This is a genomic window from Mesorhizobium sp. M0227 (assembly GCF_040321855.1).
GTDB lineage: Bacteria > Pseudomonadota > Alphaproteobacteria > Rhizobiales > Rhizobiaceae > Mesorhizobium.
Genome location: NZ_JAMYSJ010000014.1, coordinates 91,620 through 106,408, shown reverse-complemented (window position 1 = coordinate 106,408; position 14,789 = coordinate 91,620). Strand labels below are relative to the sequence as shown.

Genomic DNA, 14,789 nt, shown 5'->3' with positions numbered 1-14,789 from the left:
AACTAGATCTGTGCGGATTTGGTCCGCGCAGCGGCTGTGTCGGCTTCTTGGCCGCCCGGCTCGCCGACGACGCGATCGCGGCCGGTCGACTTCGCCTTGTAGAGACGCTGGTCGGCAAGCGCGAACAGGTCGGCAAGGCAGCGCGTGGTTTCGCTGACGCTGGAAACGCCAGCGCTGACGGTGAGCTCGAAGCGACTGGTGGCGGCCGAGCCCTTGACCGCGTGGCGAATGCTTTCGCCGAACAGCCTGGCGACCGAGTGCGGACGCGAACTGAGGATGGCGAATTCCTCGCCGCCGATGCGGAACACCTGGTCCTCGGCGCTTGCCGTCTCGCCAAGCAGGGCCGCGACCGCCTTCAACACCTTGTCGCCTTCGGCATGGCCGAAACGGTCATTGATCGATTTGAAATGGTCGACATCGATGATCAGCAGGCTGAGCGGCCTGGCGGTGCGCAGGCTGGCCTGGACGGCGTCTTCACCGTCGGCGTCGAAGCGCCCGCGGTGCAGCAGGCCGGTCAGGCCGTCCCGCCCGACATGTTCGACCAGCGCTTCGTAGCGTTCGCGATAGGTCAGCGTATCGAAGATATCGGTCAATCCGCGCGGCGTGGTGACTTGGCGCTCCTCGAACCATTTGAGATAGGCGACGAGCATGGTGCTGAACGTCACCGCCGCCGCCATCTTGGCGAACCAGCCGCCGAAAAAGACGGCTATCGGCGCGCCGGCAACGAAATGCAGGGCGGTGAAAAACCCGGCCTGGTCGAATGTCAGCACGCAAGCGACCGAAATCAGGATGCGCGCGAACGGCGCCTTGCGCAGATAACGCCCGAGCTTTTCATAAAGCAGGATGATCAGGATGGCATCGACGAACAGCAGCGTCGTGCCCCACACCATCAGCCAGCCCATCTGGTCGATGAAGCCGATGTCTGGAAGCCTGCCGTCGGGAAGTGCCGCGATGACGTGCAGGCGCAGCAGCAGCACCAGCCCGATCATCAGCGCATTGCCAAGCAGCAGGCCGTAGATCGGCTGACGCACAGTTGCAGCGTCCTCTTTCATATAGAGCAGCAAAAGCATCACCAGCTTGCCGGAAAACAGCACCGCCGAGCCAGGCGAGACCATGCCGAACGGCAAGGCGACGTAAAAAACGCTGGCGAGGTAGGTCTCGAGGAAGTGCATGACACCGAGCGCGCAGATGAACACGCCGAGGCCGATGCGCCTCCGGAAGCGGAAAAGCGTCACCATGACGCTGAAGTAGACGACCGCTTCGGCAAGGAGCAGGAAACTGTTTAGCAATGCCGTCGACCCGATCTCTTTCTCGAAATCGCGAATAGCGAGCGATTCCACTCCGATCCTGTTTTGACGCCGAAGAGTTAACCGGAGCGCTTCGTGCTGGTGGAAAACTTCGGCGGTTGGCGGACACTTCCGCGTGTGACCGGGCAGATATGGCAAAAGCGATTGCCGTTCGCCGCCGCATCGCCTACATAGCGGCCAACCTCCACTCAATTCGACAGATCCAGTCAGTTTTCTGGGCCAGTCAGTTTTTTCAGGGAAAGCGCGCGTGGCACGCCAGTTCATCTATCACATGGCCGGCCTCAACAAGGCCTATGGCACCAAGAAGGTGCTCGAGAATGTCCATCTCTCCTTCTATCCCGACGCCAAGATCGGCATCCTCGGCCCCAACGGTTCGGGCAAGTCGACGATCCTCAAGATCATGGCCGGGCTCGACAAGGAGTGGAACGGCGAAGCCTGGCTGGCCGAAGGCGCAACCGTCGGCTACCTGGCGCAGGAGCCGGCGCTCGATCCGGACAAGACCGTGTTCGAAAACATCATGGAAGGCGTTGCCGCCAAGACCGCGATCATCGAACGCTATAACGAATTGATGATGAACTACTCCGACGAGACGGCCGACGAGTCGGCCAAGCTCCAGGACGAGATGGACCGGCTCAACCTGTGGGATCTCGAACAGCAGGTCGAGATGGCGATGGAAGCGCTGGGCTGCCCGCCCAAGGATTCGGAAGTCACCAAGCTTTCGGGCGGCGAGCGGCGCCGCGTCGCGCTCTGCCAGCTCTTGCTGCGCCAGCCCGACCTTTTGCTGCTCGACGAACCGACCAACCATCTCGACGCCGAAACCACGGCGTGGCTGGAAAAGCATTTGCGTGCCTATCCGGGCGCCGTGATGATCATCACCCACGATCGCTACTTCCTTGACAACGTCACCGGCTGGATCCTCGAACTCGATCGCGGCCGCGGCATTCCCTATGAGGGCAACTACACCAAGTACCTCGAAGCCAAGGCCAAGCGGCTCAAGCAGGAAGGCCGCGAGGACGATGCCCGCCAGCGCGCCATCGGCCGAGAGCGCGAATGGATCCAGTCGAGCCCGAAGGCCCGCCAGACGAAGTCCAAGGCGCGTATCCAGGCGTTCCAGGATCTTTTGGATGCAGCCGACAAGCGGCGTCCGAGTGATACGCAGATCGTCATCCCGCATGGCGAGCGGCTCGGCAATGTGGTGATCGAGGCGGAAGGCCTGTCGAAGGGCTTTGGCGACACGCTTTTGATCGACGGCCTGGAATTCAAGCTGCCGCCCGGCGGCATCGTCGGCGTCATCGGCCCGAACGGCGCCGGCAAGACGACGCTGTTTCGTATGATCACCGGCCAGGAAAAGCCGGATGCGGGCTCAGTGCGCGTCGGCGAAACGGTGAAGCTCGGCTATGTCGACCAGAGCCGCGATGCGCTCGATCCGTCAAAGACGGTGTGGGAAGAGATTTCCGGCGGCGCCGAAGTGGTCAAGCTCGGCAAGTTCGAGGCCAACACGCGTGCCTATTGCGCGTCGTTTAACTTCCGTGGCGGCGACCAGCAGCAGAAGGTCGGCAATCTGTCCGGCGGTCAGCGCAACCGCGTGCATCTGGCCAAGATGCTGAAGACCGGCGGCAATGTGCTGCTGCTCGACGAACCGACCAACGATCTCGACACCGAAACGCTGGCGGCACTCGAAGACGCGCTGGAAAACTTCGGCGGCTGCGCCGTCATCATCTCGCACGATCGCATGTTCCTCGATCGCCTGGCGACGCACATCCTCGCCTTCGAGGGCGACAGCCATGTCGAGTGGTTCGAAGGCAATTTCGAGGATTACGAGCAGGACAAGATCCGCCGCCTCGGGCCGGATGCCGTCAACCCGCACCGCATGACCTACAAGAGGCTGACGCGGTAAGGGGTTTTCCGGGCGGCGAATTCTCAAGAAGACGTGAGGAGTTCACATGGCTGATTGGTCCGCCGCCCAATATCTGAAATTCGAGGATGAGCGCACGCGGCCGGCGCGGGATTTGGTCGCGCAGGTGCCGGTGGACTTCCCGCGCCGGGTCGTCGACATCGGCTGCGGGCCGGGCAATTCGACCGCGCTGCTTGTCGAGCGCTGGCCGGATGCTGAGGTGAGCGGCTTCGACACTTCGCCCGACATGATCGAGAAGGCGCGGGCGCGCCTGCCCGAGGTCACCTTTGATCTGGCCGATGCCTCCAAATGGCAGCCGGCGGAGCCGGTCGACGTGACCTTCGCCAATGCTGTGTTCCAATGGCTGCCCGAGCATCCCGCGGTCTTCCAGCGGCTGATGGGTTTTCTCGCGCCAGGGGGCGCGCTCGCCATCCAGATGCCTGACAATCTGGGCGAGGACTCCCACCGCCTGATGCGGGAGACCGCCGCCGAGATGGCGTTTGCCGAAAAGCTCAAGGGCGCGGCACGCGGGCCGTTGCCGCCGGTGTCGTTCTATTATGATCTTCTGTCGCCGCTCAGCGATCGGCTGGATATCTGGCACACCATCTACAACCACCCGCTTGCCGATGCGCAGGCGATCGTCGAATGGGTGAAGTCGACGGGCCTGAAACCGTTCCTCGATCCGCTGGGTGCCGATGAGCGGACGCTGTTCCTCGAATGTTACACGGCCAAGATCGCCAAGGCCTATCCGAAGACGGCTGATGGCAAGGTGCTCTTGCGCTTTCCGCGCATTTTCATTGTCGCAAAACGAGCTTGATTATCCGTGTTGCGCGGCGTCTTAGGGGCCGCTTGGCTTTGCCTGTGGCCATGTCGAGGATCGGCTTAAGTTGGCCCAGATCTTTGGTTTAAGCCGGCGTAAACCGCCTCGGTGAGAAAACTGTTGCGCCGGAGCATTCCGGCGCCCACATGAAGCCGCAGCGCCTGCGGATGGGACGGACTGGACATGCATCGCGTCATCATCAGCGGCATCGGCGTTGAAATCCCCGAGCCCACAATCACCAATGAAGAACTGGTCGCCAGCTTCAATGCCTGGGTCGACCTGGAAAACGCGCGTCGCCTGGATACTGGCGAGCCGCCGCTGCCGAAATCGGACAGCGACTTCATCGTCCACGCCTCGGGCGTGCGCACCCGCCATGTCATCGAGCGCGAGGGCATTCTCGATCCGACCCGGATGGCGCCGCGCATTCCGGCGCGGCCCGACGACGCGCTGTCGCTGGAGGCGGAGTTCGGCATCACCTCGGCGAAGAAGGCCCTCGACCACGCCGGGCTGCAGCCGTCGGATATCGACCTGGTGATCTGCTCGGCCTCGCATCACCAGCGGCCCTATCCGGCGATCGCCATTGAAATGCAGGAGGCGTTGGGGACGAAGGGCGCCGGCTTCGACATGGGGCTTGGCTGTTCCTCGGCCGCGGCCGCCTTGCACGTTGCCGTCAACCTGGTGCGGTCGGGCGCGCACAAACGCATCCTGGTGACGACGCCGGAGATCATCACCGGGCATCTCAATTTCCGCGACCGGCAGACGCATTTCATCTTCGGCGACGCTTCGGTGTCGATGGTGGTCGAAGGCCTGGCCAAGGGCGACAAGCGGCCGGGGCGCTTCGAGGTGCTCGACACGCGCGTCTGGACGCAGATGTCGAACAACATCCGCACCAATCTGGGCTATCACACCCGCACCGCCCAGGAAGATCCTTACATGATCAACCTGGAAGGCAATCTGATCAAGCAGGTCGGCAACAAGGTGTTCAAGGAAGTCACCGTCGCCGGGCAAAAATTCATCGTCGAATTCCTCGCCGAGCACGGGCTGACGCCGCAAGCCATCAGGCGCTTCTGGCTGCATCAGGCCAATGCGCGCATGAATGCGATGATCCTGAAACTGTCGTTCGGCCACGAAGTCGACCACGACCGCGCACCGATGGTGCTGGAGCGGCTGGGCAACACGGCGGGCGCCGGCGCCATCGTCGCGCTGTCGGAGAACCACGCCGACATGAAGCCCGGCGATTTCGGCCTGATCTGCGCCTTTGGCGCGGGGTATTCGATAGGCGGCGCGCTTCTCAGGATGCTGTAGAGAGCTATTCGTGTCAGACCGGTGCGAACGGCACCAGCATCGGCACCCGTCTGATATAGTCGTCATAGGCGCTGCCCAACTCGTCGTGCAGGAAACTCTCTTCCAGTCTTGCCTTCGTCACGATGCCGATGATGAGCGATGCGAGACCTCGATACCGGGCCTCCGCCCTTGAATCCGGCGCGCTGCTGGGCAGGGGCGGACCATATGGCGGCGGACCAGATCACCATCCAACCAAAGCAACGTGATTGCCGTCACGGGTCGCATGATCGGCCTCCGTGAATTGTCTGGACGTCACCATGAACGGCACGTCGGTAATGCGCCATCACATCGATGACAGGTAAGAAATGCGTGATCGCCATCATATCGATGGTGTTGATCGGACAATCAGTACTTTCGACTGGACGCCTCGAAGTCCGCCCGGCTACTTCGCTGGATGACGAAAGGAAAGAACGCCATGTTGGATCTCTTCCCCGAGGCTGAAAAGCCGACCGAAATCATCCCCGCGCGAAAGCTTGTCGCCAAGGCGGCAGCGCTTTACGTGGCGCCGTCGGATCATTTTCAGACGCGCCCGGTGGATGAATTGCGGTTGGGTTTCGACGGTATATCGGGTGATTTCCATGCCGGGCCAACGCGCCGTTCGGGCGGGCGCGAACCGTGGTATCCGCGCGGCACCGAAATGCGCAACGAACGGCAGATATCGATCATTGCAGCGGATGAACTCGCCATCGTCGCCGAACGGATGGATCTCACCGAAATCAAGCCGGAATGGATCGGCGCCAATCTTGTGATCGAAGGGGTGCCCAACCTCTCCATGCTGCCGGCCGGGACGCTGCTGTTCTTCAAGGGCGGCGTGACCATCAAGGTGGACGCGCAGAACGGCCCTTGCCGCATCGCCGGCCGGTCGATCGCCGAGAATGCCGGAATGGTCGACGTCGAAGCCGGCGCGCTACTGTTCCCAAAAATGGCGAAGCGGCTGCGCGGCGTCGTCGCCTGGGTCGAGAAGCCGGGAACGGTCAAGACCGGCGAAGAGATTTCGGTGCGCGTGCCGGAACAGTGGATCTATAAAGCCTGAGGGCGAGCTACGCCGCCCATGGAGCGGCGTAGCAAGAGTGCTGGACTTCAGCCCTTGCGGTTCTTCTTGGCGCCTTGCGCCATGATGGAGACGTCGTCCCACTTCTCCCAGGTGGCGATGCGGTTGGCGTATTCCTGTTTGATCATCGGCAGGCCGCCGTCGCCGAAGAATACCCTGAGCGGCGGCTCGGCGGCATCGACAATGGCCAGCATGGCCGGCCCGGTGGCCTCTGGATCGCCGGCGACTGAATTGGCGCGGCGCTCCGCCATCTTGGCACGGGCCGGTGCATAGGCCTCGATCGGTTGGGACACCTTGGCCGACGGGCCGGCCCAGTCGGTGGAGAAACCGCCGGGTTCGACCAGCGTCACATGGATGCCGAATTCCGCGACCTCGATGCTCAGCGACTGGCTGAAGGCCTCCAGCGCCCATTTCGAGGCGTGGTAGAGGCCGAGCGAGGCAAAGGCATTGACGCCGCCGATCGACGAGATCTGGATGATGTGGCCGAAATGCTGTGCCCGCATGATCGGCAGTGCGGCCTGAGTGACCCACAGCGCGCCGAAGACATTGGTTTCGATCTGGTCGCGGGCTTCCTGTTCGCTGACCTCCTCGATGGCGCCGAAATGGCCGTAGCCGGCATTGTTGATGACGACGTCGAGCCGGCCAAAACGCTTGTGCGCTTCGGCGACAGCGGCATCGACGGCTTTCTTGTCTGTGACGTCGAGCTTTATCGCGGCAATCCTGTCGCCGTATTTCTGGACGAGATCGGCGAGCGTGCCGGCGTCGCGGGCAGTCGCCGCGACGCTGTCGCCACGCGCGAGTGCCGCCTCGGCCCAGACGCGGCCAAAGCCCTTCGACGATCCGGTGATGAACCAAACCTTGTTTGTCATGATCTTGGAGTCCTTGCCCCTGCGGGCGTGATTTTTGGGTGAAAGCGGAGGCTTCTCCGCTTTCGGGCATATACGGTCGATCCTCTGATTTTCCAGAGCCGACGGGAATGTTTTGAAAAGACGCCTGAATTATCAGGGATAATTCACCTGGGACGACCAGGCCGCGTCATCGTGCTTTTGCCAGTAGCGCGCCATCAGCCGGCTGGTGATCGCGCCGACCTTGCCGTCGGCGATCCGAACACCGTCGATCTCCGTCACCGGCATGATGCCGCCTGCGGTCGAGGTGATGAAAACCTCGTCTGCATCGTGCAATGCGGCAACGCTGACATCGGTGGCGGTGGCTGCAAGACCTTCTTCGGCGCACAGATCAAAGACAGTGCGGCGGGTGATGCCGGGCAGCACACCGATGGAAGGCGTCGACAGTTTGCCATCCTTGACGCAGAAGACGTTGAAGCCCGGGCCTTCGGCGACATTGCCGTTGAAGTCCAGAAGCAACGCAGTCTCGGCGCCGCGATCATAGGCATCGTAGAGGCCGCGCACCAGATCGAGCCAGTGGTAGTTCTTGATCGCCGGATCGATCGAGGCCGGCGGAATGCGCACCTTGTCGCTGATGGCGACACGCAGGCCGCGATGCAGCTGCTCGGCATTGGCGACCGAGCCGAACGGCACGGCGAACGCCATGAAGCGGTTGAGTGCCTGGCGCGGGTCGCGGCTGAAAGTCGGGGAGGCGCCGCGCGTGCACAGCATCTCGACATAGGCGGCGCGATGACCCGACAGCGCCACGCAATTGTGCAGGATTTCGGCCACGCCTTTGCGGTCGAAGGGAATGGTCATGCGCAGTTTTTCCAGCCCGCCGAAGAAGCGGTCGAGATGCAAATCGAGGCGGAAGAAGCGGCCATTCCAGACATGCACGGTGTCGTAGGTTGCGTCGGAATGCAGAAAGCCCCAGTCCAGAACCGAGATCTTGGCCTGCGACATCGGCAAATATTGGCCGTCGAGGAAAGCGACGCCCTCGGGGTAGGAGTGCGGGTCGACATGGCGGTCGCCAACTATGGGCAGTTGCTTCTCGTCCTGTGTTGCCATCGTCCGGCTCATCGAGGCCTCCTGTCAAGCAGGCGAGAGGCTAGCGGCGCTGGGCAGAAGGCATAGAGCCACCCGCCCGGCGCTGTTCGGCCTCCATGACGATCTGGCCGATACATTCGATCGCGATTGCCCTATCGTTCCGGGTCTGAACGGGAGGGGAAAATGGGCAGGTTTGGGGCCGTCACAGCGGCAATGATGATGTTCGCCGCCGCGGGCCAAGCCAGCGCCCAGTGCGCACGCGAAGGCGAGGAATTGTGCCAGAGCGGCCAGACCTATCGCTGCGAGAAAACCGGCAGCGAATTGACGTCGATCTTCCAGAACGTGCCTTGCGCGGTGAATGTGCCGACGCTGAGCGGCACCTGGCTCGGCAGCGGCCACCAGAGCCCGGCCGGCGATGCCGGCGCCGACTGGCCGATCGCCATGACGATCAATGATGGGGGTGCGTCCATCGACTATCCCTCGCTCGGCTGCGGCGGATCCCTGTCGCAGACGTCCAGGGACGACATTTCGGCGGAATACCACGAGAGCATCACCTACGGTCAGGACAAGTGCATCGACGGCGGCAACATCACGGTCAGGTTTTTCAAGGGAAATCTGTCCTGGACTTGGGTCGGCCAGGCCGACGGCCAGCCTTATAATGCGGTCGCAGTGCTAAAGCGGAAGTAGCCGTGGTCATTCCTCCTCGTCGTCGGCGTCGAGCAGGCGGGTTGCGCGCCAGCGGGTGAGCACGATGTTGGTCTGCTCGATGACGAAGAAACGCGCCGAGTCGCGGTCATAGCCTTCGCTGAGCAGTTTTTCGTAATCGGTGTGCATGTGGCGGATATGGGCAATGGTCGCCAGCCATACGGCGATGCCCGGCGGCAGGGTCTTCATGTGAACCGCGCCGGCGTCGGTGCGGATCTTCTCCATATCGGCATAGGGCGCCAGCGGCAGAAGTGCGGTCAGCGCCTTGGCGATGGCGCGGCGGCGGCCGGTCGGCGCTGTCATCGCCGGATCCCATTGGGCTCGTCGCGCCCTTCGATGGTCGCCTCTGATATGGCGTCGGTCGAGGCGAAATAGGGTTTTAGGTCGATGACCGGCGTGCCGTCGAGCACGTCGATGGCGTCGAGATCGATGCGGCCGGTTTCGATGTTGACGGCAATCAGCCTGGCGATGTGCAGCCCCATGGGGTTCGGGCGGGCAGGGGAGCGCAGCGCAAATACACCTTTCGCTTCAACGGCATGGCGCGGTTTCTGCACAATCAGAGTCCGCGGCGCATGATGCAGCCAGGATAGGATGATGACGTGGCTGGCGCGCTCCAGCCCCTGCAGGCCCCTTCGGTAGGGCGCGTCGATGGTCAGCACCGCCTTCTGTCCGGTCTCGCGCGCGACGCGCATGTTCTTCGGGCAGGTTTCGCGCGTCGTCCACGGCGAGGCAATGCGGCCGATGAAGACGATGCCGCCATCAGGCGGCATCAGGGCCGGATCGTTTTCCAGCCTCTGCTCCCCTTCGCGCGCCTCGAACATCTCACGCGTTTCAGTCATGGCCCGCGTCTCTTAAAACGCCACACGAGCGGCATTTTCTGGTCCGGAAGCGACATAGCGCTTGCAAGGTTTCGAAAACCGACATAAACATATGTTTATATCTTTTCAAAGAGAATACGCTGATGCATGTCTCGCTCGACACCATGGTTGATACATTGAAGGCGGCGGCCGAATCCAGCCGATTGCGCATACTGGCACTTCTGTCGCGCGGCGACCTCACGGTTTCCGATCTTACCGAAATTCTCGGCCAGTCGCAGCCGCGCGTTTCGCGTCACCTGAAGCTCTTGCTGGAGGCCGGGCTGATCGGCCGCTACCAGGAAGGGTCCTGGGCCTTCTTCCGTCTGTCGGATGCGGATTCAGCGCGTGACTTCGTCATGGGACTGGTTTCCGGCATTCGCGGCGCCGATCCGCAGGTCGAGCGCGATCTTGAGCGTCTGGCCTCGGTCAAGCGCAAGCGGCAGGACCGCGCGGTCGCGTATTTTTCGGTGAATGCGGCAAGCTGGGACCATATCCGCTCGCTGCATGTGCCGGACCGCGCCGTCGAAGCCGCAATGTTGAAGCTGGTGGGCAAGCGGCCGTTCCAGTCGATGCTGGATCTCGGCACCGGCACCGGGCGGCTGCTTGAAATCTTCTCGCCGCTTTATCGGCGCGGTGTCGGCATCGACATGTCGCGCGAGATGCTGACCGTGGCGCGCGCCAATCTCGACAAGGCCGGGGTTTCGAACGCACAGGTTCGGCAGGGCGACATCTTCGCACCGCCGGTCGAGCGCGATGCCTTCGATCTCGTCACCATCCATCAGGTGCTGCACTATCTCGACGATCCCGCCCGCGCCATCCACGAGGCGGCGCGGCTTTTGCGTCCGGCCGGACGCCTGGTCATCGTCGATTTCGCGCCGCATGCGCTGGAATTCCTGCGCGAGGAGCACGCGCATATGCGGCTCGGTTTTTCCGACCGGCAGATCGCCGACTGGTTTTCGGAAGCCGGCCTCGATCTTGAAGACAGTCAGGAATTCGAGCCGCGCGGCGGCAACGAGGCCAGGCTCACCGTAAAACTCTGGCTTGGCCGCGACCGGCGCCTCTTGATCGCCGATCCTTCCAACGACACAAGGCAGGCCAAAGCGAACTCGATAGGGGAAATCGCATGAACCAGTTCCGCTTTTCCCGCCGCCCCGACATTGGCGACAAGGTCAGGGTTTCCTTCGAATTCTTCCCGCCGAAGACGGACGAGATGGAAGCGAGGCTGTGGGAGACGGTAACAAAGTTGGAGCCGCTGAAGCCGAAATTCGTCTCGGTGACCTACGGCGCCGGCGGCTCGACGCGGGAGCGTACCGCGCGCACTGTAAAGCGCATCCTGACGGAAACCGGTATTCCTGCAGCGGCGCATCTGACCTGCGTCGGTGCAACACGCGACGAGGTCGACGCGGTCATCCAGGATTACAGGTCGATCGGCATCAACCGGTTCGTGGCGCTGCGCGGCGACCCGGCCTCCGGCGTCGGCGAACCGTATCGGCCGCATCCCGGTGGCTACGAGAACGGCGCGGAGCTGGTCGCCGGGCTCAAGGCAATCGCGGACTTCGACATCTCCGTCGCGGCTTATCCGGAAAAGCATCCGCAAAGTCCCGATTTCGCCACCGACATCGAGATGCTGAAGCGCAAGGTCGACAATGGCGCGACGCGCGCCATCACCCAGTTCTTCTTCGACAATGATCTCTACGAGCGCTATGTCGAGCGCGTCCGCCGCGCCGGCATCTACATCCCGATCGTGCCGGGAATCCAGCCGGTTCACAGTTTCAGGCAGGTCGCGAACTTTTCCGCCAGGGCGGGCGCGCATGTGCCCGGCTGGCTGGCGGAGCGTTTCGAAGGCCTTGACCGGGACCCGCAGACGCATGCGCTGGTGGCGTCGGCGGTGGCAGCCGAACAGGTGATGGATCTGGTCGAGCGCGGTGTCGGCGATTTCCACTTCTACACCATGAACCGCGCCGATCTGGTCTTTGCCATCTGCCATATGATCGGCATCCGCTCGCACGAGGCGGCGGCGGCCGGATCAGCCGCGGCTTGAGGTCGGGTTCAAACAAAAGGCCGGGAAAAACCCGGCCTTTTGAATTGGTTGGACTATTTGGGTGCTGGTCTTCCCCGCTTTGGCGGTCAGGGAAGGAAGCCCATAATAAGGGCTCCGATAAAGGCGAACGCAGCACAGATCATCAATGCGTTGATAGGCCTCGTAAGTCCCATGACATAGCCTCCTCTTAAAGAGCTATGTCATGGAGTCTAGGTTCATTTGTGCCACAGGCAAGCGGAAAATGTGCTGCATTGCGACGTGATTGTGAAATCCGCGACATGTCTTTTGCCGTTAGGCTTTGAAACTCCTAGGCAAAAACCGGCTTCAGACCTGTGAACAAAATGTGGCCCGCTCGTGTCGCTGCTGTGTCATGGCAGCGCTACCCCCGCGAAAGCCGAATTCGGCTTTCGCGATGCGGGGGCAATTAGGCGGTTAGAGCATTCTTTGCGCGTCCAGTGGACGCGCGGCTCTCTAACGTCGGCCGAACAACCGCCCGTCGATGGTGACGAGGCCGAGCGCGATCAGCACCACGCCGCCGATTTCGAACAGCTCCAGCCGCTCGCCAAGGAACAGGAAGCCGAGCAGCATGGCGCTGGCCGGCACGACAAGCGTGACCAGCGAGGCGTTGGTCGCGCCGGCCGAGGCGACGAGGTTGAAATAGAGGATGTAGGCGAAGGCGGTGGACAGAAGCGCCAGCGCCAGCACCGCCGCCCAGACCGGGGGCGAGGCCGAGAACAGGCCGGATGGACCGTAGGTGAAGAGCACGATCGGGATCATGATGATGGTCGACGCCGTCAACTGTCCGGTGGCGATGACCGGTGAGGGCACGCCCTTGAAGCGGCGGGCGACCATCAGCGCAATACCATAGGACAGCGAAGACCGATCAGCGCGAACTTGGCCCAGACCGGGCCGCCGAGCCCGGTAAGCAGGCCGGGGCCGATCATGACGGCCGTACCGGCGATGCCGAGCGCAATGCCGGCGAGCTTGTTCCAGGAGAGCTTTTCGTCGGATGTCAGCGCGTTCGCGAGGATCAGCGTCCAGAACGGCGTCGTCGCGTTGAGCACCGAGGCGACGCCGGCGCCAAGCTCCGTCTGGCCGACGAAGATCAGCGAGAAGGGCACGACATTGTTGGTGAGCGCCAGCAGGAAGAACAGGCCTGCATGCGGAAGCGCGAGGCGGAAGGACGGACCGCGCAGACCGAGATAGATCTGCAGCGCAATGGCGGCGATGGCGACGCGAAACAGCACCAGCACCAGCGGGGGGAGTTCCGCCACCGCGATGCGCGCAAAGAAGAACGAGCCGCCCCAGATCGCGCCGAGCAGCAGGAGTTGCCCCCAATCCTTGAGCACCATCGGCCCGCGTGGTGCGGATGTCGCGGCCATTGCCATGTGAGTCGCCCTCCCAGACTGCCTGAATGCCAGTCACTCAGGCAGAAGCCATATCGGCGCCAGTGACAAGGGCCACCCGAAACCTGATCGCTGGCAAACGTTGCTGGCAAAGACCTAGCGCCGCTGCGTCAGCCGCACGAGACACAGAATTGTTTTCATTAGCCGCTAGCTTGGATTAATTGTGCGCAGGCTAGGTCAAGGATTCGTCGATGCAGCGATTCGAAAATGCCCGCGAGGCGGCACTGGCGCTTCGTCCGGACGATCCGGTCTATTGCTTCCGCCCGCAAGTGCTGATGGCGGATGCCAGGCAGTTCATGGGCATGTTCCCCGGCAAGACCGCCTATGCGGTCAAGACCAATGGCGAGCAGATCGTGCTGAAGACCCTGGTCGAAGCCGGTGTCAAGGCTTTCGACGTCGCTTCGCCGGGCGAGTTCGCCGCCGTGCGCGCGGTCTCTCCGGATGCCGAGATGCTCTACATGCATCCGGTCAAGGCGCAGTCGGACATCAAGCTGGCGCTGGAGAAATACGCCATCCGCGTCATTTCGCTGGATCACGAGGACGAGATCACCAAGCTGACGCGAGTGGTGCGGGCGCTCGACATCGATCCGGGCTCGATCAGCGTGTTCGTGCGGGTGCAGACCAAGGGGCATGCCGCCTACGAATTGTCGAAGAAGTTCGGCGCCGGGCCGGCCTATGCGGTCGAACTGGCCGAGCGGCTCAACCGCACCGGCTACAAGGTTGGTCTGTGTTTCCATGTCGGCAGTCAGATCGAGGATCCCGACACCTATGAGCGGGCGCTGGCTTCCGCCGATTGGGTGCGCAACCGGCTGACCTTCGATATTGCAGGGCTCGACGTCGGCGGCGGTTTCCCCGCCGAATACGGCCACGATCCCAACCGCAAGCAGATCGAGATGCCGTCGCTCGGCCAGATCATGTCGCGGCTTTCGGGCGATCTGAAAGAGTATCAGTTCGACCAGATGCCGCTGGTGGCCGAGCCGGGTAGGGTGATCGTGGCGCGCTGCCTGTCGCTGATCGTGCGGGTGCTGCTGCGCAAGGGCAAGCGGCTTTACATCAATGACGGCATCTGGGCGTCGCTGTCGGATTCATGGACCGGCAAAATCACGCTGCCGGCCCGCTTCATTCCCGATCCTGCGATCCGCTCGCGCAATGGCGAGGAGAAGAACATCGTGCCGTTCAAGGTCTGCGGCGCGACCTGCGATTCCGTCGACATCCTGTCGCGGCCATTCTGGCTGCCGGAAACGGTCGATACCGGCGACTGGATCGAGATCGGCCATATCGGCGCCTATTCGCTGTCGCTGAGGACCCGATTCAACGGGTTTTACCCCGACACCTTCGTCGAGGTGACGACGCCGTTCGACGAGGGCGACGCGCCGCAGGGGTTTGCGAGTCTGGAGACGATGGCGGATTAGGGAATAGGGAATAGGGAATAG

The 14,789-nt window shown here is 62.6% G+C and carries 13 protein-coding genes and 1 pseudogene; 8 read left to right on the top strand and 6 right to left on the bottom strand.

Going from position 1 to position 14,789, the window contains the following annotated elements; all coding sequences use genetic code 11:
* Positions 1-2: 2 nt before the first annotated feature.
* Positions 3-1,289: a GGDEF domain-containing protein gene (locus tag NKJ00_RS20085; RefSeq protein ID WP_352630911.1), complete on the bottom strand. Its 1,287-nt coding sequence runs from the start codon at positions 1,287-1,289 to the stop codon at positions 3-5.
* 265 nt (positions 1,290-1,554) lie between these two features.
* Here NKJ00_RS20085 and ettA point away from each other — a divergent pair, with 265 nt between their 5' ends.
* The 4 genes from ettA to NKJ00_RS20065 all read left to right on the top strand — a co-directional run bounded on the left by ettA (position 1,555) and on the right by NKJ00_RS20065 (position 6,398).
* A complete protein-coding gene (gene ettA / locus NKJ00_RS20080; RefSeq protein ID WP_013530923.1) occupies positions 1,555-3,204 on the top strand; it encodes an energy-dependent translational throttle protein EttA in 1,650 nt (549 codons plus the stop codon).
* 46 nt (positions 3,205-3,250) lie between these two features.
* Entirely contained in the window at positions 3,251-4,018 is a 768-nt protein-coding gene (gene tam, locus NKJ00_RS20075) for a trans-aconitate 2-methyltransferase (protein ID WP_352630891.1), read from the top strand.
* Between the two features lie 186 nt (positions 4,019-4,204).
* Positions 4,205-5,326, top strand: coding sequence for a beta-ketoacyl-ACP synthase III (locus tag NKJ00_RS20070; RefSeq protein WP_352630889.1), 1,122 nt, complete (start codon positions 4,205-4,207; stop codon positions 5,324-5,326).
* A gap of 454 nt (positions 5,327-5,780) precedes the next feature.
* Positions 5,781-6,398: an MOSC domain-containing protein gene (locus tag NKJ00_RS20065; RefSeq protein ID WP_352630888.1), complete on the top strand. Its 618-nt coding sequence runs from the start codon at positions 5,781-5,783 to the stop codon at positions 6,396-6,398.
* Positions 6,399-6,445: 47 nt separating this feature from the next.
* Here the strand turns inward: NKJ00_RS20065 and NKJ00_RS20060 are convergent, their stop codons facing one another.
* On the bottom strand, positions 6,446-7,285 hold the full coding sequence (locus NKJ00_RS20060) for an SDR family oxidoreductase (protein ID WP_352551759.1): 840 nt from the start codon (positions 7,283-7,285) through the stop codon (positions 6,446-6,448).
* A gap of 132 nt (positions 7,286-7,417) precedes the next feature.
* Positions 7,418-8,380, bottom strand: a complete 963-nt coding sequence (locus tag NKJ00_RS20055) for a D-amino acid aminotransferase (RefSeq protein ID WP_352630887.1) — start codon at positions 8,378-8,380, stop codon at positions 7,418-7,420.
* 150 nt (positions 8,381-8,530) lie between these two features.
* Between NKJ00_RS20055 and NKJ00_RS20050 the strand changes: the two genes are divergently transcribed.
* On the top strand, positions 8,531-9,034 hold the full coding sequence (locus tag NKJ00_RS20050; protein ID WP_352630886.1) for a hypothetical protein: 504 nt from the start codon (positions 8,531-8,533) through the stop codon (positions 9,032-9,034).
* Between the two features lie 6 nt (positions 9,035-9,040).
* Here NKJ00_RS20050 and NKJ00_RS20045 read toward each other — a convergent pair whose 3' ends face one another.
* Positions 9,041-9,355, bottom strand: coding sequence for a DUF2293 domain-containing protein (locus NKJ00_RS20045; RefSeq protein WP_127260329.1), 315 nt, complete (start codon positions 9,353-9,355; stop codon positions 9,041-9,043).
* Positions 9,352-9,891, bottom strand: a complete 540-nt coding sequence (gene tsaA / locus NKJ00_RS20040; protein ID WP_352630885.1) for a tRNA (N6-threonylcarbamoyladenosine(37)-N6)-methyltransferase TrmO — start codon at positions 9,889-9,891, stop codon at positions 9,352-9,354. The genes NKJ00_RS20045 and tsaA overlap by 4 nt, the downstream gene beginning before the upstream one ends.
* A 122-nt stretch (positions 9,892-10,013) precedes the next feature.
* Here tsaA and NKJ00_RS20035 point away from each other — a divergent pair, with 122 nt between their 5' ends.
* Both NKJ00_RS20035 and metF read left to right on the top strand, forming a co-directional pair.
* A complete protein-coding gene (locus tag NKJ00_RS20035; protein ID WP_128303474.1) occupies positions 10,014-11,036 on the top strand; it encodes an ArsR/SmtB family transcription factor in 1,023 nt (340 codons plus the stop codon).
* On the top strand, positions 11,033-11,950 hold the full coding sequence (metF, locus tag NKJ00_RS20030; protein WP_352442219.1) for a methylenetetrahydrofolate reductase [NAD(P)H]: 918 nt from the start codon (positions 11,033-11,035) through the stop codon (positions 11,948-11,950). The genes NKJ00_RS20035 and metF overlap by 4 nt, the downstream gene beginning before the upstream one ends.
* A 471-nt stretch (positions 11,951-12,421) precedes the next feature.
* Here metF and NKJ00_RS20025 read toward each other — a convergent pair.
* Positions 12,422-13,338, bottom strand: a pseudogene (locus NKJ00_RS20025) (DMT family transporter).
* Between the two features lie 209 nt (positions 13,339-13,547).
* Here NKJ00_RS20025 and NKJ00_RS20020 point away from each other — a divergent pair.
* Positions 13,548-14,768: an alanine racemase gene (locus NKJ00_RS20020; protein ID WP_013530936.1), complete on the top strand. Its 1,221-nt coding sequence runs from the start codon at positions 13,548-13,550 to the stop codon at positions 14,766-14,768.
* Positions 14,769-14,789 lie beyond the last annotated feature (21 nt).